Origin of the sequence: Actinoplanes sp. NBRC 103695 (assembly GCF_030269485.1) — a bacterium.
GTDB lineage: Bacteria > Actinomycetota > Actinomycetes > Mycobacteriales > Micromonosporaceae > Actinoplanes.
The window spans coordinates 77,924-96,708 of the sequence record NZ_BSTL01000031.1; the positions used below are offsets into that span (position 1 = coordinate 77,924).

The window sequence follows — 18,785 nt, forward strand, 5'->3', positions numbered from 1 at the left end:
GATGTCATCCTTCGGGCAGGGCCGCCTCCCGGCGCGAGGGCGCCGGGAGGCGGTGGACTGATGGTCGGGCGTCGCGGTTTCAGCAGGCTTTCAGCGCGTACGCGGTGAACCCGCCGGCGGCGATCGCGGTGACTCCGCTGCCGAGGTTCGCCGGGATGTTCGAGACCTGCCCGAACTCGTCGAAGCCCCAGGCGTACACCTTGCCGTTCTTGAGGGCGTAGCCGTTGTCGTAGCCGGCCGCGATCGCGGTCACGCCGCCCTGCCGCAGGGTCGCCGGCAGGGTCGAGACCTGGCCGTACTGGTCGTCGCCCCAGGCGTGCAGTTTGCCCCGCCTGATCGCGTAGCCGGTGCCGTAGCCGGCGGCGATCGTGCTGACGCCGCTGCTCAGCTCCGCCCGCGGGAGGGTGGACACCTGGCCGTACTCGTCGTTGCCCCAGGCGTACACCTTGCCGTTCTTGAGCGCGTAACCGGTCTTGGTGCCGGCCGCGATCGCGGTGACCCCGCCCTCGCGCAGCGTCCGCGGGACGCCGGACACCTGACCGAACTCGTCGTCGCCCCAGGCGTACAGCTTGCCCGCCTTGAGCGCGTACCCGGTGCCGTAGCCGCCGGCGACCGCGCTCACCCCGCCCTCGCGCAGCGTGGCCGGCAGGGACGAGACCTCGCCGGACTCGTCGTAGCCCCAGGCGTAGAGCTTGCCGCCCTTGATCGCGTAGCCGGTGGCGCCGCCACCGGTGACCGCGCTGACCCCGCCCTCGCGCAGGGCCGGCGGAACGGTCGTGACCTGGCCGTAGTCGTCGTTGCCCCAGACGTATACCCGGCCGTGCTTGATCGCGTAGCCGTTGTGGTAGCTGCCGGCCGACAGGGCGGTGACGCCGCTGCCCAGCTCGGGCGGGATGGCCGAGGCCTCGCCGTACTCGTCGAGACCCCAGGCCTGGACGGCGCCGCCGCGCCCGCCGGCCGCCGCCGCCGGGGTGGCGACGGCGGAAACGCCGAGCGACAGCAGGGCGACGAGGCCGGTCGTCAGCCACTTCCGATGGTGTGTCACTTCTTCTCCTTCGATCGCGATGACTCAGATGCCGGCGCCGAGCAGGGTGCCGCCGGTGGCGTCGATCCACGCGCCGGTGATCCAGCGGCCGTCGGTGGCGGCGAGGAACGCGACGATGTCGGCGATGTCGTCCGGTTCGCCGATCCGGTCGAACGCCGACAGCCCGCCGAGCATCCGCCGCAGCTCCGGCGCCTGCAGGAACGGATCGCCGTTGTCCACCACGCCCGGCGCCACCGTGTTCACGGTGATGCCGCGCGGGCCGAGATGGCGGGCCAGGTGCAGCGTGATCATCTCCAGCGCGGCCTTGGCCATCGCGTGGGCGATCTCCTGCGGGTTGGCGAACCTGGTCAGCCCGGTCGAGATGTTGATGATGCGGCCGCCGCGGGCGAGCATCGGCAGCGCGTGCTGCACGATGAAGAACGGCGCCTTCGCGTTGATCGCCATCACCCGGTCGAACTCGGCCGGGGTGACCATCTCCGGCGGCATGGTGGCCAGCACGCCGGCGTTGTTGACGAGGATGTCCAGTTCGGACCGGTCGCCGTGCTGCTCGAGACCGGCGTGCAGCGCGCTGACGAGCGTCGCCGCGTCGTCCGGCACGCCGAGCTGCGCGACCACCGGAAAGGCGCGTCCGCCGGCCTTGCGGATCGACGCGACCGTCTCGTCGAGCCCGGTGGTGTCGGTGCCGGAGTGCACGGCCACCAGCGCGCCGTCGGCGGCCAGCCGGTGCGCGATGGATCGGCCGATGCCCCGGCTGGATCCGGTGACGACGGCCGTCCGGCCGGTCAGATCACCCATGGCGTTTCCTCTCCGAGGTGTCGAGGCCGCTGATCATCGCGGCCAGGTGCCGGCGGACCGGCTCGAACGCGATGAGCTCGGCGAGCACCGTCCGGGCCGGGTCGACGGCCGGGGGTCCGAGCAGCAGTTCGGCCTGTGCCCGGATGTTGGCCAGCACCCGGCGCCCGACCGGCCGCCGTTCGGACTCGTACGTGTCCAGCAGCCCGTCCGGCGCCTCGCCGCGCACCTCGGCGGCGAGCTTCCACCCGAGGTTCGCCGCGTCCTGCAGACCCAGGTTGAGGGCCTGGCCGCCGACCGGCATCTGGGCGTGGGCGGCGTCCCCGGCCAGCAGCACCCGGCGGTCGCGATACCGGTTCGCCTGTCTGCTGGTGTTGTCGAAGGCGTTGACCCAGAGCGGCGTGCCGGCCGTGATGTCCTCCCCGGTGACGTCGGCCCACAGCTCGGCGACCTCGGCGAACTCCGGCGGCCCGGCGCGCCGGCCGGGCTTCGCGCCGAACCGGTGCACCATCACGCGCGTCACCCCGCCGGGCCGGCGTGCGGCGACCGCGAGCCCGGCGGGGAATCGCTCGAACCGCCGGTTCGGGATGTCGATGCCGGCCACGTCGGCGCGCAGCATCTCCTTGTCCGCCGCGTACCCGTCGAAGCCGAGACCCGCCGCGGCCCGGACCGTGCTCCCCTCGCCGTCACAACCGACCACATAGGACGCCTGAAGCCGCTCGGGACCGCTCAGCTCCACCTCGACGTGGTCGTCGTGCTGCGTCAGGCCGGTGAGTTCGCGACCGCGCCTGATCTCGGCGCCGAGCCCGGTCGCCCAGGCCGCGAGGACCCGCTCGATGTCGATCTGGGAGACCTTCCAGATTCCCGCGTACGGGCTGGGCAGCCCGCCGAGGTCGAGGCGGATCCCGCCGAAGTGCCCCGCCGTCTCCCGCGGCGGCGGGGCCAGTGCCTCGAGCAGCCCGAGCCGATCGAAGATCTCCATGGTGCGGGCGTGCACGGTCGACGCCCGTGACTCGGTGGCCGGCCTCGCCAGCCGCTCCACCACGATCACGTCGGCCCCGCCGCGCCGCAGCTCACCGGCGAGCAGCAACCCGACGGGGCCGGCGCCGGCCACGATCACCTGGGTGTCCACGGTCACGTGGCACGGCGTTCGGCGTACTCCTTGGCGTGTCCCAGGGTGGCCCGGCTGTTCGCGCCGAGCACTCCCCGGGCGAAGTCCTTGGCCTCGGCGAGGGTGGTCCCGGCGCCCGGGATGCCGGCGATCCTGTCCGGGTTGATCAGCACGGTGTGCTGCGAGGTGGCCCGGACGCCGTCGCCGACCGGCTCGACGGTCCAGTGACCGGTGTGCAGCGACAGCAGCGGCGGCAGCGTGACCTGCTTGTAGTAGATCCGCCCCGGCGGCAGGCAGACCCGGAACGACTTGGTGGTGTGCGTGCTGCCGTCCTTGGCCCGGGTGTCCATCTCCAGCACCTGCAGGCCGCCGTCGTCCTCCTCGCAGGTCACCGACGCGACGTGCGGCAGCCGCTCCTGCCAGCGCCCGGCCTGCCGCAGGAAGTCGTAGACGTCGGCCACCGACCCGTCGATGTGCACGCTGTCCTCGAACGACAGCAGACGATCACCGGCCACGGCCAGCTCGACGGCGTCCTTCATGGCGGCCAGCTCGGTGCGGCTGTTGCGGTCCACCGCCTGGTCGATCCACGCCAGCTCGGCCGGGTCGTCGCCGACGGCCCGGTAGTCGTGCAGGAGCCGGACGCGGGACCACCCGACGCCGGCCGGTTCGATGATCCAGGCGCCGCCCATCGCGGCCACCGGCGCGCTGGAGACCTCCTGGCGGAAGTCGATGCGCCCGGCCGCCTGGTCCAGTTCGCGCCGTGAGGTCCAGCTCTTCGCCTGCCCGTTGGCGGTGGCCCAGATCCGGATCCGCTCCCGGCCCCCGTCGCCGCCGAGGTGCTCGACGTGGATGGTGGGCGGGAAGATCTGCGGCCAGTTCCGTACCTCGGCGATGAGCCGGTAGACATCGCCGGCCGTCGCCTGAACGGTGATCTCGTGCTCGACGGATCGGGTCTGATCCTGGGTCTGCTGTGCCACTGCTGTCCCCTAGAAGTTGCCGAGGCCGCCGCAGACGTTGATCGCCTGGGCGGTGATGGACGCGGCGACGTCGGAGGCCAGGTAGCCGACGAGGCCGGCCACCTCCTCCGGCGTCGAGTACCGGCCGAGCGGGATCTTGGCCTGGAAGCGCTCGAGGATGGCCTGCTCGCTGGTGTCGTAGAACTGGGCGTAGCGGGCGCGGATCCCCTGGGCCATCGGGGTCTCGACGTAGCCCGGGCAGACCGCGTTCACCGTGATGCCGGTCGGCGCGAGCTCGTTGCCGAGGGCCTTGGTGAACCCGACGACGCCGTGCTTGGACGCCGAGTACGGCGCGCCGAGCACGACGCCCTGCTTGCCGGCGGTCGAGGCGACGTTGATGATCCGCCCGCGGGTCCGCTCCCGCATTCCTCCGGTGGTCAGCACCTCCCGGGTCATCCGGAACACGCTGGTCAGGTTGGTGTTGATGACGTCGGACCAGAGCTCGTCCGAGATGTCCGCGGTCACCCCGCCCCCGCTGCGGCCGGCGTTGTTCACCAGGACGTCGACCGGGCCGTACGTGTCGGCGGCGGCCCGGACGAAGTCCCGGATCTGCTCGCCCTCGGTGATGTCGCAGGCCAGCCCGTCGGCCTCGATACCCTCCTCGCGCAGTTCCCCGACGGTCCGGGTCACGCCGTCCGGCTTGCGCGCGCACAGGAAGACCCGGTGGCCGGTCGCGCCCAGGGTGCGGGCCACGGCCAGCCCGATCCCGCTGGTCGCGCCGGTCACCAGCGCGACGCGTCTCTCCTCGGTGGACATCGTTTCTCCTCCTCAGGCGTGCGCGGCGAGGCGCTCGTTGACGGCCTCGATCAGGGCTTCGGGGGTACGCGCGGCGAGGAAGGCGTCGTCGTCCAGCTCGACGCCGTACTCCCGCTGGATCCGGCTGCTCGTCTCCAGCAGCGCGAGCGAGTCGTAGCCGAGCTGGTCGAACGGGGTGTCGTTGATGTCGCCGCTGAGGTCGATCCCCTCGTCGGCGCCGGCGGCGTCGAGCAGGATGCGCTTGAGGTCCTCGACGGTCACACGGGTGTCAGCCACGGTGATTTCCTTCCGATCTTTCGGAGTTGAGGTTCGTTGGTCAGGCGGCGCGGACCACGACGGCGGAGTTGAAGCCGCCGTGCCCGCGGGCGACGACGAGTGCGGTGCGGACCGGCGCCCGGCGCGGCTCACCCACCACCAGGTCCAGGCCGTACGCCGGGTCCGGGGTCACGTTGGTGGTCGGCGGGATCACCGCGTCGCGGATCGACAGCAGCGCCGCCGCGACGTCGAGCGCCCCGGTGCCCGAGCCGAGCCGGCCGGTCATGGTCTTCGGGGCGGTCACCGGCACCCCGCCGGGCCCGAAGACGTCGCGCAGGGCGGACGCCTCGACCGCGTCCAGGTCGGCGACCGCGGCGGCGTCGGCGAACACCACGTCCACCTCGGCCGGTGCGACGCCGGCGTCGGTCAGGGCGGATTCGACGGCCCGGCGCAGCGCGGGCGGCCGGCCGCCGCCCGGACGCGGATCGAACGAGGTGCCGTACCCGGCGAACTCGCCGTGGATCCGGGCGCCTCGCTCCCGCGCGGCCCGCTCCTCCTCGAGGACCAGGATCGCGCCGCCCTCGCCGGGCACGTGACCGCCGGCGGACGCGTCGAACGGCCGGTAGGCGCGGACCGGGTCGGTGCTGGTGCTGATCCGGCCGCCGGCCAGGTGCGCGACCCAGCCCCACGAGCAGAGCGAGGAGTCGACCGCGCCGGAGAGCATCAGCGGGGTGCCCCGCCGCACCTGGCGCCGGGCCTGTGCCAGGGCGTCGAGGCCACCGGCGTGGTCGCTGACCACCACGCCGCTGGGCCCGCAGAGGTTGTGCCGGATCGAGAGCTGCCCGCTGTTCACCGCGTAGAACCAGGCGAACGACTGGTACGCGCTGACGTACTGGCCGCCCTTGCTCCACATGTTGCGCAGCTCGCGTTCGCCGAACTCGTAGCCGCCCGCCGAGCTCGCGGTCACCACGCCCTTGTCGAAGTCCGAGTGGTCGTCCGGCTTGACGCCCGCGTCGGCGAAGGCCCAGTCGCTGAGCACCAGGTTGAGCCGGGTCACGTGGTCGGTCTGGGTGAGCATCCGGCCCGGCAGGTGCTGCCCGGGCTCGAAGCCCTTGATCTCGCCGGCCAGCCGGGCCGGATAGGAGTCCGGCACGAACCGGGTGATCCGGCCGAGCCCGGTGCGCCCGGCCAGCGTCGCGGTCCAGAAGTCCTCGGTGCCCAGCCCGTTGGGCGCGGCCACCGCCATGCCGGTCACGACCGTGCTCATGGCAACCTCCGCAGGATCATCGCGCTCTGGAAACCACCGAAGCCGCTGCCGACGGTCAGCACCGCGTCGGTGGGCCATTCCCGCGCGGTCACCGGCACGTAGTCCAGGTCGCACTCGGGATCGGCGGTGTGCAGGTTCGCGGTCGGCGGCACGACGTTGTGCTGGATCGCCAGCGCGCACGCCGCGATCTCGATCGACCCGATCGCGCCCAGGGAGTGCCCGACCATCGACTTGATCGAGCTGACCGGCGTGCGGTAGGCGTGGTCGCCGAGCGCCCGTTTGAACGCCGCGGTCTCGTGCCGGTCGTTCTGCTTGGTTCCGGACCCGTGCGCGTTGATGTAGTCGATCTCGTCGGCGTTCATCCCGGCCTCGTCCAGCGCCACCCGGATCGCCTCGGCCATCTCCCGGCCGTCCGGGCGCAGACCGGTCATGTGGTAAGCGTTCGACCGGCCGGCGTACCCGGCGATCTCGGCGTAGATGTGCGCCCCGCGCCGGCGCGCGCTCTCCAGTTCCTCCAGCACCAGCATCGCGGCGCCCTCGGCGAGCACGAAGCCGTTGCGGGTGGCGTCGAACGGGCGGGAGGCGTGGGCGGCGTCGTCGTTGCGCGGTGAGGTCGCCTTGATCGCGTCGAAGCAGGCGACGGTGATCGGCGAGATCGGCGCGTCGGTGGCGCCGGCCAGCATGATGTCGGCGGAGCCCTCCCGGATCAGCTCGGTCGCGTAGCCGACCGAGTCGAGCCCGGACGTGCACCCCGCCGACACCACGGTCGCCGGGCCCTCGGCGCCGACCCGCCAGGCGACCTCGGCCGCGAAGGAGCTGGGTACGAAGTGGTCGTAGAGGTGCGGCACGGTGTAGCCGTGGTCGACGAGTTCGAGGCGGCCGCCGTCGCTGACCACCCGGTACTCCTCCTCGAGGCTCATCGTGGCGCCCACCGCGCTGCCGACGGCCACCCCGATCCGGCCGGGGTCGGCCTCGCTGAACCCGAGGTCGCTGTCGGCGACCGCCTCGGCGGTGGCGGCCACCGCGAGCTGCGCGGCCCGGTCCATCCGCCGGACCTCCTGCGGGCTGAGGCCCTGGGCCACCGGGTCGAAGTCGATCTCCGCCGCGATCCGGGACCGGAACGGGCCCGGGTCGAAGAAGGTGAGCGGCCCGGTCGCGGTGCGTCCCTCGCTGAGCAGGCTCCAGAAGTTCTTGGTCCCGACGCCGCCGGGCGCGAGCACGCCCATCCCGGTGATGACCACGCGGCGCCGCATCAGGAGTCGCCCCCGGACCAGTGGTAGAACCGCTGCGCCATGGCGTCGGCCGGGGACCGCCAGGTCTGCGGGTCGTAGGGGTCGATGTACGGGCGCAGGTCCGCGCTGATGCCCTGGAACAGCGGGTGCTGCCGGGCCTCACCGATCGCGTGGTGGCCGTCCTCGCCCTCGAAGTCCTGAAGGTGGAAGTAGAGGCCCTGGTACGCGAAGAGCTCCCGCCGCCGGGTACCCATCAGATGCGGCATCTCGGTCCGGTCGAACTCGCCGAACAGCTTCGCCACGTCGGCGGCGGACTCCGGACGCATCCGGGCCACGATCAGCGTGCTGTGCATGTCTCCCCATCTCCGCCGGGTTCCGATCCCGGCTCGTCGCTGAGCTGCGTGAGCCGCTGCCGGCCGGCTTCCCACACCGGCCACTGGTCCGTTCCGGCGGGCGGCAGCAGGGTGACCACCTCGCCGCGGCGCGCGATGACCGAGGGGTGGCGCCGGGCGGCCGTCGACAGGCCGTTGCCGGGCCCGGCCTCGGCGAAGACCCAGTCGCCGTCCGCGGCGAACCCCTGCAGGGCCGGCCAGAACAGCACCGGCTCGCACATCAGATGCGCCCAGAACGCCGGGTCCACGGCCTCGTGCGGCTCGACCATCCGGCCGGTGCGGGCCGACCTGACCGGGATCCGGGGCGGGTGCAGGGCCTCGCCGGAGATCACCTTCTCGAAGGCGCGCGCCGCGTCGGCCAGCACCGGCGAGTGGAACGGCTGCCGGGAACGCACCCGCCGGGCGATCACCCCGGCGTCCCGGATCGCCGTCTCGGCGAGCGTGAGCTCCGGCTCCGGTCCCGCCAGGATGGTCTGCGCGGGCGCGTTGACCGCCCCGACGACCAGCCCGGCGGCCGCCCAGTCCGGGTGGACCAGCGCCGCCGCCCGGTCCGGCGTGGCGGCCACCGCGAGCATCCCGCCGGGCGGCGCCCCGGCCAGGACCCGCGACCGGCCGCGCAGGATGCGAGCGGCGGCGGGCAGGTCGAAGACACCGGCCAGGGCGGCCGCGGCGAGTTCGCCGACGCTGTGCCCGAGCAGCGCCGACGGCCGTACGCCCCGGGATTCGAGCACCCGGCCCAGGCCGTACCCCACGATGAAGAGCAGGGGTTGTGCCCACCTGCCGTCGTCGACCGGTTCCTCCGGGTCGGCGCCGAGCCAGCTCCGCCGCAGGCCGGCGCCGTCCGCGCCCATGGCGTCGAAGAACTCGTCGCACACCCGCGCGAAGACCGGCTCGCGCCGGTGGACCGGCACTGCCATGCCGGCGTACTGCGAGCCCTGGCCGGGCAGGAGCAGAACGATCTGCTTGGTCATCACATCTCCCCTTGCGGCTCGCCCGCCCAGGACGGCGTCCGCGTGATCTCGACGACGGCGCAGGACCAGCTGAATCCGGCGCCGACCCCGGCGAGCAGGCAGCGGTCGCCCGGCCGGGCGGCGCCGGTGCGCACCAGGTGGTCGAGGCCGGCGAACTGGTCGCCCGCGCCGAGGTGCCCGACGGTCCGGCTCCACGGCCAGGTGGTCCGCTCCGGATCGATGGCGAACGGGGCGAAGTAGGTGGCCCTCAGCCGCCTCCGGCCCAGGTGCGGCAGCACGAACCAGTCGATGTCGGCGAGTTCCAGGCCGGCCTCCGCCAGCGCCCGTTTGAGGGCTTCGCGCTGGCCCGACGCGATGTGCGAGAGGGCGTACGACTTGCCGGCCTCGTCGAGGAACTCGTCCTTGCTCGCCTCCAGGTCGACCCGCCCCCGATGGCTGAACGGCACCGTGCCGAACGGCGCCTTGCCCCGGTGCATGCCCTCCAGCTCCGGCCGGGAGACCGTGACCAGGCTGCGCAGCAGGGCGAAGCCGTCCCGGCGGGCCAGCACCAGCGCGGCGCCGCCGTCGGCGTAGACGGTTCCCGGATCGCTGCGCCACCGGTCGAATCCCGGTGCGGCGAAGCGGTCCCCGGCGGTCAGCATCGCCGCCCCGCGCGCCGGATCGGCCCGCAGGTAGGCGACGGCCAGTTCGAGCGCCGCCATGCCGCCGTTGGACACCTGGCCGATGTCGATCGCGGGACAGTGGTTGCCGAGCGCGGCCCGCTGCACGTACGACGCGGGCGCCCACATCTCCTGGCCCTGGTAGTAGATGGACGCGTGCAGGACCAGGTCGATCTCGGCCGGGGCGAGGCCGGAGCGGGCGAGCGCGGTCCGGGCGGCCCCGGCGGCGAGCTCCGGCCCGGACTCCCCGGCCGAGACGGTGACCGACACGGCGCCGGCGGCATCGGCCAGCGACCGCGGGCATTGACCGGCGGCGGCCGCCTCCTCGACGGTCATCGCGGGCGGCAGCCGGGTCGCCGTGGCGGCCACGTACATGTCCGCCGCGCTCATCGGGGCAACGTCTCGCGCAGCGCGCCGACCGGGCAGACCCGGACCGCGTCGACGGCCTCTCTCTCCTGGTCCGGCGGCACCGGCCCGGTGAACCGCACGACCAGTTCGCCGGCGTCGTCCAGGGTGAACAGTTCGGGCGCGGCCTCCTCGCAGAATCCGTACCCCTCGCACCGCTTCCGGTCGACGGTCACGTCCACGGTCGTCCTTTCCTCAGGCCGCGTGCAGGGTCGCCGGCAGCGCCGCGATCGCCCGGATCGTGTTGTGCACCCGGTATTCCGGCTCGCCGACCTCGATGGTCCGGACCTTCTTGGCCAGGGCGGTCAGCAGCGCGTGCCCCTCGAGCCGGGCCAGGCCCTGCCCGACGCAGCCGTGGATCCCGTGCCCGAAGCCGACGTGCGCGTTGACGTCGGGCCGGGTGATGTCGAAGTCGTCGGGGTCGGTCCAGTACCGCTCGTCGCGGTTGGCCGAGGCGTACATCATCAGAGCCCTGGAGCCGGCCGGGAGCACGGTCCCGCTCAGCTCCCGGTCCCGGGTCAGGACCCGGGCGAGCGACCGGATCGGCGACTCGTACCGGATGACCTCGTTGAGCGCGGCCGGGATCAGCGAGTGGTCCGCCCGGACCGCCCGCCACTGATCGGGGTGCCGGCCCAGCAGCAGCATCGCGCTGGACAGCGCGGACACCGTGGTGTCCAGCGACGGCACCAGGTAGTCGCCGATCAGGGCCGGCAGCAGTTGCTTGCTGACCGTGCCCTGCTGTGCGGCTTCGACCAGGTCGGCGCCCCAGCTCCCCGGGCGCAGCCGGCCGGGCTGCGCGATCTCGGCCATGAACGCCCACATGTCGGCCAGCACCGGGATGTCCGCGCGGGCCCGCTCGTTCATCGGGCCCAGCGCGTTGAACCCGGCGGACGCCCAGGCCAGGAAGTTCTCCCGGCCGTCGGTCGGCCAGCCGAGCAGGTCGGGCACCACCGACAGGGGGAAGAGCTGGGCGAAGTCGACGACCACGTCGATGGTGCCGCGCTCCAGCAGGCGGTCGATGAGGTCGTCGGCGAGCCGCTGGAAGTCCTCCTTGTGCGCCCGCAGCGCCCGCGGCGTGAGCGGCTGGGCCATCACCCCCCGCACATGGTCGTGGTACGGCGGATCACTGACCACCGCACTGCCCTTCATCTTCTGGTTGAGCTGCTCGTTGAGGGCCACGCCGGCGCCGGATGCGAAGGCGTCGTGGTCGTGCAGCGCGTCGTAGACGTCTCGGTACCGGGTGACCACGAACGCCTGGTACTGCTCCAGCCAGACGGCCGGCCCCAGGTCCCGGAGCTTGCGATAGGTCTCGTACGGGGCCAGCACGACATCCTCGGCCCAGAGGTCGATGTCGGAGGTCGTAACGGTGTCGGTCACGGCGGTCGCCCTTCTTGGTGGACAGCACGAAGTGCCGGCCACCCAGGGGGTGACCGGCACTTGGTATGCCGCTGAAGCGATTGATGGGCAGGTGGGATATGGACACACGTCTGCCGGTGCATCGCAGCGTGACACAGCGCGAACAGGCTGTCAAAGACGACCGGTGGCGCTCTCCGCGCCCGGCCTGACCGGCGCGGACGGAGATCATCGGATGTCCCGGCGGGCAGGGCGGCGCGCGAATCACCTGATCAGGAAGGTTCTCACGTTCCGGATCGCGCAAACGGGGTATCGCCCACGTTTTGCTATTTACCGCGCCGAATAAAGGAAAATTTGACGTAGAGATTCTCAGTCTCCTCTCAGGTTAATGCGAAAGATCTTGTGCTTAAGGGCACGGAAAGCGGTTGTGAACTATGTCATATTGCAGCCTCGCGGCGGCCGTCCCAACACTGTCAGCGAGCCGATTCACCAGGGTACGAACGGCGTGACAATGCGTGCTACGGTTGATCTGGATCTATCTCTTAACGCACACGAAACAATTAATTCGACTTGCCAGATCCGTCTGTCACAGATATAGCAACGGGGGCTATCTCAATGATGGAATCAGGATGCGTCGCACCACGCCCGCTTCCGGGCACGCCATGCGGCCGCCGCACCGACACCAACCTTCGCGTCTGCACCGCCTGCGTGCATCGCATCCGGGGCCTGCTCGCCGAGCTGCCTCATGTCTACCGCTCCTGCGAGGCCGCCCTGGCCCGCCGGCCACAGCCGTTGACCAGCGAACGGGTCAGCGGGAGCCGCGCGCCGAGCCTGCCGATCAACGAGCACGCGATGGCCGCGCGAACCGAACTGCTCGAGGTCGTGGCGGCCTGGTCGGCGCTGGTGGCCGACGAGTTCCGCCAGCCCCGGCCACGGTCGCGCACGATCGAGGAGCTGTCGCTGTTCCTCACCCGGCGGCTGCCACTGCTGCTCGCGCATCCGGCGGCCGACGACTTCACGTCCGAGCTCTACACCGTGGCCCGGAACGCACGGCGGGTCGCGCACGGCGACACCGGCCGGCACCGCACCGTCGGCCGGTGCACCCACGCCGGGTGCGAGAGCGAGGTCACCGTACGGATGAGCGTCGGTGACCCGGCCCCGCAACACGTGCGGTGCGAGGCCGGGCACACCTGGCCGCCGCAGCAGTGGCTGCATCTGGTCTCCCAGCTCCGGGCCACCCAGCTCCGGGCCACCCAGCTCCGGGCCACCCAGCTCCGGGCCACCCAGCTGCGGGCCTCGAACGCCGCCCGGCACGGCTCGGGACGGAACCAGGCGCGGAGTGGTTGATGCCCGGCCGGAGGACACCATGTCGCCCGGTACCGACCGAACTCGCGGCGCTCGCCGCCGGCGTCGCCCCCTCCACCATTCGCAAGTGGGTGTCGCGCGGCAAGATAACGCGTTACGGAACGACGAGCCGGGCAATCTTCGATCTTTGTGAGTTATTGCGGATCGCGGCGGAAAGAGACGGTTTTCCGACCGCCGACGTCTGCCCGGATTGCGCGACCACTCCCTCCGAATGAAAGGCACTGCTGTGCGACGTCTGTTCACCTCCGAGTCGGTTACCGAAGGCCACCCGGACAAGATCGCCGACCAGATCAGCGACGGCATTCTCGATGCGCTGCTGGCGCAGGACCCGCGCTCGCGGGTGGCCGTGGAAACGTTGATCACCACCGGCCAGGTACACGTCGCCGGTGAGGTGACCACCGAGGCTTACGCGGACATTCCCAGCATCGTCCGCGAGACGATCCTGTCGATCGGTTACGACTCCTCGAAGAAGGGGTTCGACGGCGCGTCGTGCGGGGTGAGCGTGTCGATCGGCGCGCAGTCGCCGGACATCGCGCTCGGCGTGGACACCGGCGGCGCCGGCGATCAGGGCATGATGTTCGGCTTCGCCTGCTCGGAGACCCCCGAGCTGATGCCGCTGCCGATCGCGCTCGCGCACCGCCTCGCCCGGCGGCTGTCCGCGGCCCGCAAGGACGGCACGATTCCGTACCTGCGGCCGGACGGCAAGACCCAGGTCACCATCGAGTACGACGGGCTCCGTCCGGTCCGCCTCGACACGGTCGTCGTCTCGTCGCAGCACGCCGCGGACATCTCGCTGGAGTCGCTGCTCACCCCCGACGTCCGCGAGCACGTGATCGCCCCCGAGCTGGAGGGTCTCGGCCTCGACACCGAGGGCTACCGGCTCCTGGTCAACCCCACCGGTCGTTTCGAGATCGGTGGCCCGATGGGTGACGCCGGCCTGACCGGTCGCAAGATCATTGTTGACACGTACGGCGGGTACGCCCGCCACGGTGGTGGCGCGTTCTCGGGCAAGGACCCGTCCAAGGTGGACCGCTCCGCCGCGTACGCGATGCGGTGGGTGGCCAAGAACGTGGTGGCGGCCGGTCTCGCCGAGCGCTGCGAGACGCAGGTGGCGTACGCGATCGGCAAGGCCCACCCGGTCTCGCTGTTCGTGGAGACCTTCGGTACGGAGAACGTGCCGGTGGAGCGGATCGAGAAGGCCATCAACGAGGTGTTCGATCTTCGTCCGGCCGCGATCATCCGTGATCTGGACCTGATGCGCCCGATCTACCAGCAGACCGCCGCGTACGGTCACTTCGGCCGGGAGCTGCCGGAGCTGCTGTGGGAAAACACGGACCGCGCCCAGGACCTGAAGAACGCCGCCTGACCGCCGCCGCGCGGCGGTTCGCCGACCAGTTCATCGCCGGCAAGCTGCACGCCGTCTCACTCGCCTTCCTGGCCGAGGAGATCGCCGGCCTCACCGCTGCGCGGGACGGCGGCGTGCCCACGACCCGGTGATGTGCTCGTACATCAGGCGACCGGCCGTGGCGCCGTCGCCGGCCGCCAGCGCCTCCGCCACGGACCGGTGTTCGTCCAGCGTGAGGGCCATGTGCGCGGCTGTCGTCGTGCCCTGGTATCGGCCGGTCGTCCGGGCCTTGTCGTGAATGCTCGTGACGATCGCCCGCCCCAGCCGGTTGCCGGAGGCCGTCATCACGATGTCGTGGAAGGCGGTGTCCTCCACCAGGAACGCGGCCGGGTCGCCGGTCAGGCTCTCCATCGCGGCGAGCGCGGCGCCGATCTCGGCCAGCTGCGCCTCGGTGCGCCGGCCGGCCGCCGCCACCGCCATGTCCCGTTCCAGCGAGGCCCGCACCGCGACCAGTTCGTCCAGCACGCCCTGGGTCTCGTCGTTGCGGACCAGGGCGGAGAGCACCACGTCGTCGATCAGGTCCCAGTCGGCGGCCGGGCGGACCACCGTGCCGAAGCCGCGCCGGATGTCGACCAGCCCCTTGTCCTGCAGCAGCTGGGCGGACTCGCGGACGACCGTGCGGGAGACGCCGAAGTGGTCACCGATCTCGGCCTCGGTGGGCAGCGTCGCTCCGGGCCGCAGCCGGCCACTGACGATGTCGTCCGCCAGAGCCTCGACGACGGCCGGGCCGAGCCGGTCACCACGGCTCCGCGGGGCCACCGCCGACAGGTTGATCGGTGCGCTCATCAGGCTCCTTCCCCAGACATCATATGTATGATGTCATCCCTGTAGCGTAACCAGCCGGAAACAGGGGCCCACATGCATCTCGCGCACGCCCGCATCGATGGTCACACCGTCCCCGTCGTCCGTTTCGACCAGGTCTGGCATGACCTCCGGCCGCTGGCGGCAGCGATCACCCCGACGGTGCTGAGCCCGTACTTCCTGGGCGGCATCCGCGGCGCCGGGCTGCCGCCGATCGACGAGCCGTCCGTCTTCGGCCCGCCGCTCACCGGCATCGGCAAGATCGTCTGCATCGGGCTGAACTACGCCGACCACGCCGCCGAGACCGGCGCCACCCCGCCGCCCGAGCCGATCGTCTTCATGAAGGCGCCGGACACCGTGGTCGGCCCCGCCGACGACGTGCTCATCCCGCGCCGCTCGGCGAAGACCGACTACGAGGTCGAGCTCGCCGTCGTCATCGGCACGAAAGCCCGCTACCTGGCCTCGCCCGAGGACGCGGACGCGCACATCGCCGGTTACGCGGTCAGCAACGACGTCAGCGAGCGCGAGTTCCAGATCGAGCGCGGCGGGCAGTGGGACAAGGGCAAGAACTGCGAGACGTTCAACCCGTTCGGGCCGTGGATCGCCACGTCCGACGAGATCGCCGACCCGCAGCGGCTGGGCGCGAGGCTCTGGGTCAACGGCGAGATCCGCCAGGACGGCACGACCCAGAACATGATCTTCGGCGTACGCCATCTCGTGCACTATCTGAGCCAGTTCATGACCCTCTACCCGGGCGACGTGATCAACACCGGCACGCCGGCCGGGGTGGCGATGGGCCGCGAGGGCCAGCCCTACCTGCGCGACGGCGACGTCGTCGAGCTGGAGATCGACGGCCTCGGCCGCCAGCGGCAGACATTCAGGGACGCGTGACCATGGCCGAGCTGAACGGTCTGCGGGCACTGGTGACCGGCGGCGCCTCGGGCATCGGCCTGGCGATCGCCACCGCGTTCGCCGCGGAGGGCGCCCGCGTCGTCGTGCTCGACCGGTCCGAGGACCGGCCCTCGTCGCTGCCGGAGGCGATCGGCTTCGTCTCGGCCGATGTCACCGACGATGCCGGCGTACGCGCTGCCGTCAGCGCCGCGGCCGGCGAGCTCGGCGGGCTGGACATCCTGGTCAACAACGCGGGCATCGGGGCGCAGGGCAGCGTCGAGTCGGCCACCGACGACGAGTGGCGCAGCGTGCTGGACGTCAACGTGGTCGGCACCGCACGCGTGTCCCGGGCCGCCTGGCCGCACCTGCGCGAGTCGTCACACGCCGCCATCGTGAACACGTCGTCGATCGCGTCCACCGCCGGTCTCCCCCAGCGGGCGATCTACTCGGCCAGCAAGGGCGCGGTGTCGGCCCTGACCCGGGCGATGGCCGCCGACGGGATGCCCGACGGCATCCGGGTGAACGCCGTCAACCCCGGCACCGCGGACACGCCGTGGGTGGGCCGGCTGCTCGACTCGGCCGACGACCCGGCCGCCGAACGCGCGGCGCTCGAGGCCCGCCAGCCGCACGGCCGCCTGGTCGCGGCCGACGAGGTGGCACACGCCGCGGTCTACCTGGCGTCGCCCCGGGCCGGCTCGACCACGGGCACGGAGATCGCGGTCGACGGCGGCATGGCCGGCCTGCGCCTCCGCCCCCGGTCCTGACCGCGCTTCCTATGTGTAAGCAGAGCAAAGTGCGGCTGTGTAAGCAGAGCAAAGTGCGGCGCTTCCTATAGGTAAGCAGAGCAAAGGAGCGATCCCGATGAAGTCCCGGACCATCAGAGGCATCTCCGTCTCGGAGCTCGGCTTCGGCGGCGCGTCGGTCGGCAACCTGCATCGCGAGACCGGCGACCAGGTGGCGCACGACGCGGTCGACGCGGCCTGGGACGGCGGCGTGCGGTACTTCGACACCGCGCCGCACTACGGGCTCGGGCTGTCCGAGCGGCGGCTGGGCGAGGCGCTCGCCAAACGGCCGCGAGACGAGTACGCGGTGTCCACCAAGGTCGGCCGGCTGCTGGTGCCGAACCCCCACGCGGGCGGCGGCACCGATCTGGGCACGGGCGGCTTCGAGGTCCCGGACGACGTGGTGCGGCAGTGGGACTTCAGCCGCGACGGCGTCCGCCGCAGCCTGGACGACAGCCTGGCCCGGCTGGGCCTGGACCGGATCGACATCCTCTTCGTGCACGACCCGGACGACTTCGTCGACCAGGTGATCGCCGAGGCCATCCCGGCGCTGGTCGAGCTGCGCGAGCAGGGCGTGATCGGGGCGATCGGCGCCGGCATGAACCAGTGGGAGGCGCCGCTGCGGATGGTCCGCGAGACGGACATCGACGTGATCATGCTGGCCGGCCGCTGGACGCTGCTGGACCGGTCGGGCGCGCCCTTGCTCGAAGCGGCCGCGGAGAGGAACGTGTCCATCGTGGATGCGGCGCCGTTCAACTCGGGTCTGCTCGCCAAGGACCGGCCGCCGCAGGGCGCCCTGTTCAACTACGCGCCGGCGCCGCCCGAGCTGATGGCCCGGGCCGACGAGCTGGCCGACCTCTGCGAGAGCGACGGCGTGACGCTGCCGGCCGCCGCGCTGCAGTTCCCGTTGCGCAGCCCGCAGGTCAAGGCGGTGGTGTGCGGCATGCGCACGGCGGAACAGGTGAGATCCACGCTGGCGCGGCTGGCGGCGCCGATCGGCGACCAGACCTGGGCGGCCCTCGATGGGTGAGATCAGGCTCGCGTACGGAAGAACCGGTCTGACCGTCGACCTGCCCACCGAGCGCACCACCGTGATCAGCCCGGCCGACCACCCGGCCGCCGCCGACCCGATGGCCGTGCTGGCCGGCGCGCTGCGCAAGCCGGTGGCCGGTCCCCCGCTGCGCGAACGTATAAGACCGGGCCAGTCGGTGGCGGTGTCGATGTGCGACCTGACCCGCCCGCAGCCCCGGCGCGAGATGGTGACCGCGCTGCTGGACGAGCTGGCCGGGATCGTCGACCGGGACGCGGTCACCCTGCTGGTGGCGACCGGCACGCATCGCGGCAACACCGAGCCGGAGCTGCGCGAGATGCTCGGCGACCTGGCCGGCACGATGCGCGTGATCAACCACGACGCCCGCGACCCGTCCCAGACCCGATGGGTCGGCGAGTTCGGCGCCGGTGTCCCGGTCCGGCTCAACAAACACTGGCTGGACGCCGACGTCAAGATCACCACCGGGTTCGTGGAGCCGCACTTCTTCGCCGGCTTCAGCGGCGGCCCCAAGCTGGTGGCGCCCGGGCTGGCCGCCCTGGAGACCGTGCTCACCCTGCATGACGCGCGGCGGATCGGCGACGCCAAGGCGATCTGGGGCGTGTGCGAGGGCAACCCCGTTCACGACGACGTACGCGCGATTGCGGCGGGCACCGGCGTCGACTACGCGTTCGACGTGGTGCTCAACAGCGAGCAGCGCATCGTGGCCGCGTACGGCGGCGACATCGGGCCGATGCACGAGGCCGTGCGGGAGCGGGTGCGGGAGATCTCGATGCGCCCGGTCGACGGCCTGTTCGACGTGGTGGTGACCACGAACTCCGGCTTCCCGCTGGACCAGAACCTCTACCAGGCGGTGAAGGGCATGTCCGCGGCGATGACCGTGGTGAGGCCCGGCGGCCTGATCATCTGCGCCGCGGCGTGCCAGGACGGCTTCCCGGACCACGGCTCGTTCCGTGCGGTCCTGGCCTCCGCGCCGACCCCGCAGGCCCTGCTCGCCGACATCTCGGCCCGCGAGCGGACGGTTCCCGACCAGTGGCAGGTGCAGATCCTGGCGCGGATCCTCTGCCACGCCCGCGTCGGCGTGCACACGGACGGCCTCACCGACGCGGACCTGCGCACCGCGCATCTCTACGCCGTACCGGACATCGCCTCCGCCGTGGCCGCCGAGGGCCCGGACGCCCGCATCTGTGTGCTGCCGGAAGGACCGCAGACGATCCCCTACATCCGTTGCTAGGAGAC

General features: G+C 72.0%; 20 protein-coding genes. 6 read left to right on the forward strand and 14 right to left on the reverse strand.

Going from position 1 to position 18,785, the window contains the following annotated elements; translation table 11 throughout:
- Window positions 1-79 precede the first annotated feature (79 nt).
- The 13 genes from QSK31_RS39545 to QSK31_RS39605 are packed head-to-tail and all read right to left on the reverse strand — an operon-like array spanning window position 80 to window position 11,278.
- Window positions 80-1,045, reverse strand: coding sequence for an RCC1 domain-containing protein (locus QSK31_RS39545; RefSeq protein ID WP_285689879.1), 966 nt, complete (start codon window positions 1,043-1,045; stop codon window positions 80-82).
- Window positions 1,046-1,069: 24 nt separating this feature from the next.
- Window positions 1,070-1,840: an SDR family oxidoreductase gene (locus QSK31_RS39550; RefSeq protein ID WP_285689880.1), complete on the reverse strand. Its 771-nt coding sequence runs from the start codon at window positions 1,838-1,840 to the stop codon at window positions 1,070-1,072.
- On the reverse strand, window positions 1,833-2,975 hold the full coding sequence (locus tag QSK31_RS39555; protein ID WP_285689881.1) for an FAD-dependent monooxygenase: 1,143 nt from the start codon (window positions 2,973-2,975) through the stop codon (window positions 1,833-1,835). Before QSK31_RS39555 ends, QSK31_RS39550 begins: the two co-directional genes overlap by 8 nt.
- Window positions 2,972-3,925: an aromatase/cyclase gene (locus QSK31_RS39560; protein WP_285689882.1), complete on the reverse strand. Its 954-nt coding sequence runs from the start codon at window positions 3,923-3,925 to the stop codon at window positions 2,972-2,974. Before QSK31_RS39560 ends, QSK31_RS39555 begins: the two co-directional genes overlap by 4 nt.
- Before the next feature lie 9 nt (window positions 3,926-3,934).
- Complete coding sequence (gene fabG, locus QSK31_RS39565; RefSeq protein ID WP_285689883.1) at window positions 3,935-4,720, reverse strand: 3-oxoacyl-ACP reductase FabG; 786 nt, start codon at window positions 4,718-4,720, stop codon at window positions 3,935-3,937.
- Between the two features lie 12 nt (window positions 4,721-4,732).
- Window positions 4,733-4,996, reverse strand: coding sequence for an acyl carrier protein (locus QSK31_RS39570; RefSeq protein WP_285689884.1), 264 nt, complete (start codon window positions 4,994-4,996; stop codon window positions 4,733-4,735).
- A gap of 40 nt (window positions 4,997-5,036) precedes the next feature.
- Entirely contained in the window at window positions 5,037-6,242 is a 1,206-nt protein-coding gene (locus tag QSK31_RS39575; protein ID WP_285689885.1) for a ketosynthase chain-length factor, read from the reverse strand.
- Window positions 6,239-7,495 (reverse strand): beta-ketoacyl-[acyl-carrier-protein] synthase family protein, encoded by a 1,257-nt coding sequence (locus QSK31_RS39580; RefSeq protein WP_285689886.1) that lies wholly within the window; start codon window positions 7,493-7,495, stop codon window positions 6,239-6,241. Before QSK31_RS39580 ends, QSK31_RS39575 begins: the two co-directional genes overlap by 4 nt.
- Window positions 7,495-7,827: a TcmI family type II polyketide cyclase gene (locus tag QSK31_RS39585; protein ID WP_285689887.1), complete on the reverse strand. Its 333-nt coding sequence runs from the start codon at window positions 7,825-7,827 to the stop codon at window positions 7,495-7,497. The genes QSK31_RS39580 and QSK31_RS39585 overlap by 1 nt, the downstream gene beginning before the upstream one ends.
- Complete coding sequence (locus QSK31_RS39590) at window positions 7,812-8,837, reverse strand: acyltransferase domain-containing protein (RefSeq protein ID WP_285689889.1); 1,026 nt, start codon at window positions 8,835-8,837, stop codon at window positions 7,812-7,814. The genes QSK31_RS39585 and QSK31_RS39590 overlap by 16 nt, the downstream gene beginning before the upstream one ends.
- On the reverse strand, window positions 8,837-9,886 hold the full coding sequence (locus tag QSK31_RS39595) for a ketoacyl-ACP synthase III family protein (RefSeq protein ID WP_285689892.1): 1,050 nt from the start codon (window positions 9,884-9,886) through the stop codon (window positions 8,837-8,839). The genes QSK31_RS39590 and QSK31_RS39595 overlap by 1 nt, the downstream gene beginning before the upstream one ends.
- Window positions 9,883-10,077, reverse strand: coding sequence for a ferredoxin (locus QSK31_RS39600; protein WP_285689893.1), 195 nt, complete (start codon window positions 10,075-10,077; stop codon window positions 9,883-9,885). Before QSK31_RS39600 ends, QSK31_RS39595 begins: the two co-directional genes overlap by 4 nt.
- 19 nt (window positions 10,078-10,096) lie before the next feature.
- Window positions 10,097-11,278 carry a cytochrome P450 gene (locus QSK31_RS39605; protein ID WP_285689894.1) on the reverse strand — a complete coding sequence of 394 codons (1,182 nt, stop codon included), beginning with the start codon at window positions 11,276-11,278 and terminating at the stop codon, window positions 10,097-10,099.
- A gap of 684 nt (window positions 11,279-11,962) precedes the next feature.
- On the opposite strand from QSK31_RS39605, the gene QSK31_RS39610 reads away from it, so the two are divergent.
- Window positions 11,963-12,601 carry a hypothetical protein gene (locus QSK31_RS39610; protein WP_285689895.1) on the forward strand — a complete coding sequence of 213 codons (639 nt, stop codon included), beginning with the start codon at window positions 11,963-11,965 and terminating at the stop codon, window positions 12,599-12,601.
- 229 nt (window positions 12,602-12,830) lie between these two features.
- Window positions 12,831-13,985 (forward strand): methionine adenosyltransferase, encoded by a 1,155-nt coding sequence (metK, locus tag QSK31_RS39615; RefSeq protein WP_502873080.1) that lies wholly within the window; start codon window positions 12,831-12,833, stop codon window positions 13,983-13,985.
- Window positions 13,986-14,075: 90 nt separating this feature from the next.
- Here metK and QSK31_RS39620 read toward each other — a convergent pair whose 3' ends face one another.
- Entirely contained in the window at window positions 14,076-14,810 is a 735-nt protein-coding gene (locus QSK31_RS39620) for a FadR/GntR family transcriptional regulator (protein ID WP_285689897.1), read from the reverse strand.
- Between the two features lie 72 nt (window positions 14,811-14,882).
- Here QSK31_RS39620 and QSK31_RS39625 point away from each other — a divergent pair, with 72 nt between their 5' ends.
- The 4 genes from QSK31_RS39625 (at window position 14,883) to larA (ending at window position 18,780) form a co-directional block, all read left to right on the forward strand.
- On the forward strand, window positions 14,883-15,716 hold the full coding sequence (locus QSK31_RS39625; RefSeq protein WP_285689898.1) for a fumarylacetoacetate hydrolase family protein: 834 nt from the start codon (window positions 14,883-14,885) through the stop codon (window positions 15,714-15,716).
- Window positions 15,717-15,718: 2 nt separating this feature from the next.
- A complete protein-coding gene (locus tag QSK31_RS39630; RefSeq protein WP_285689899.1) occupies window positions 15,719-16,480 on the forward strand; it encodes an SDR family NAD(P)-dependent oxidoreductase in 762 nt (253 codons plus the stop codon).
- A 97-nt stretch (window positions 16,481-16,577) separates the two neighbouring features.
- Window positions 16,578-17,528 carry an aldo/keto reductase gene (locus tag QSK31_RS39635; protein ID WP_285689900.1) on the forward strand — a complete coding sequence of 317 codons (951 nt, stop codon included), beginning with the start codon at window positions 16,578-16,580 and terminating at the stop codon, window positions 17,526-17,528.
- The gene (larA, locus tag QSK31_RS39640; protein WP_285689901.1) at window positions 17,521-18,780 is read left to right on the forward strand and encodes a nickel-dependent lactate racemase; all 1,260 of its coding nucleotides are present in this window, start codon (window positions 17,521-17,523) and stop codon (window positions 18,778-18,780) included. The genes QSK31_RS39635 and larA overlap by 8 nt, the downstream gene beginning before the upstream one ends.
- The last annotated feature ends 5 nt before the right edge of the window (window positions 18,781-18,785 follow it).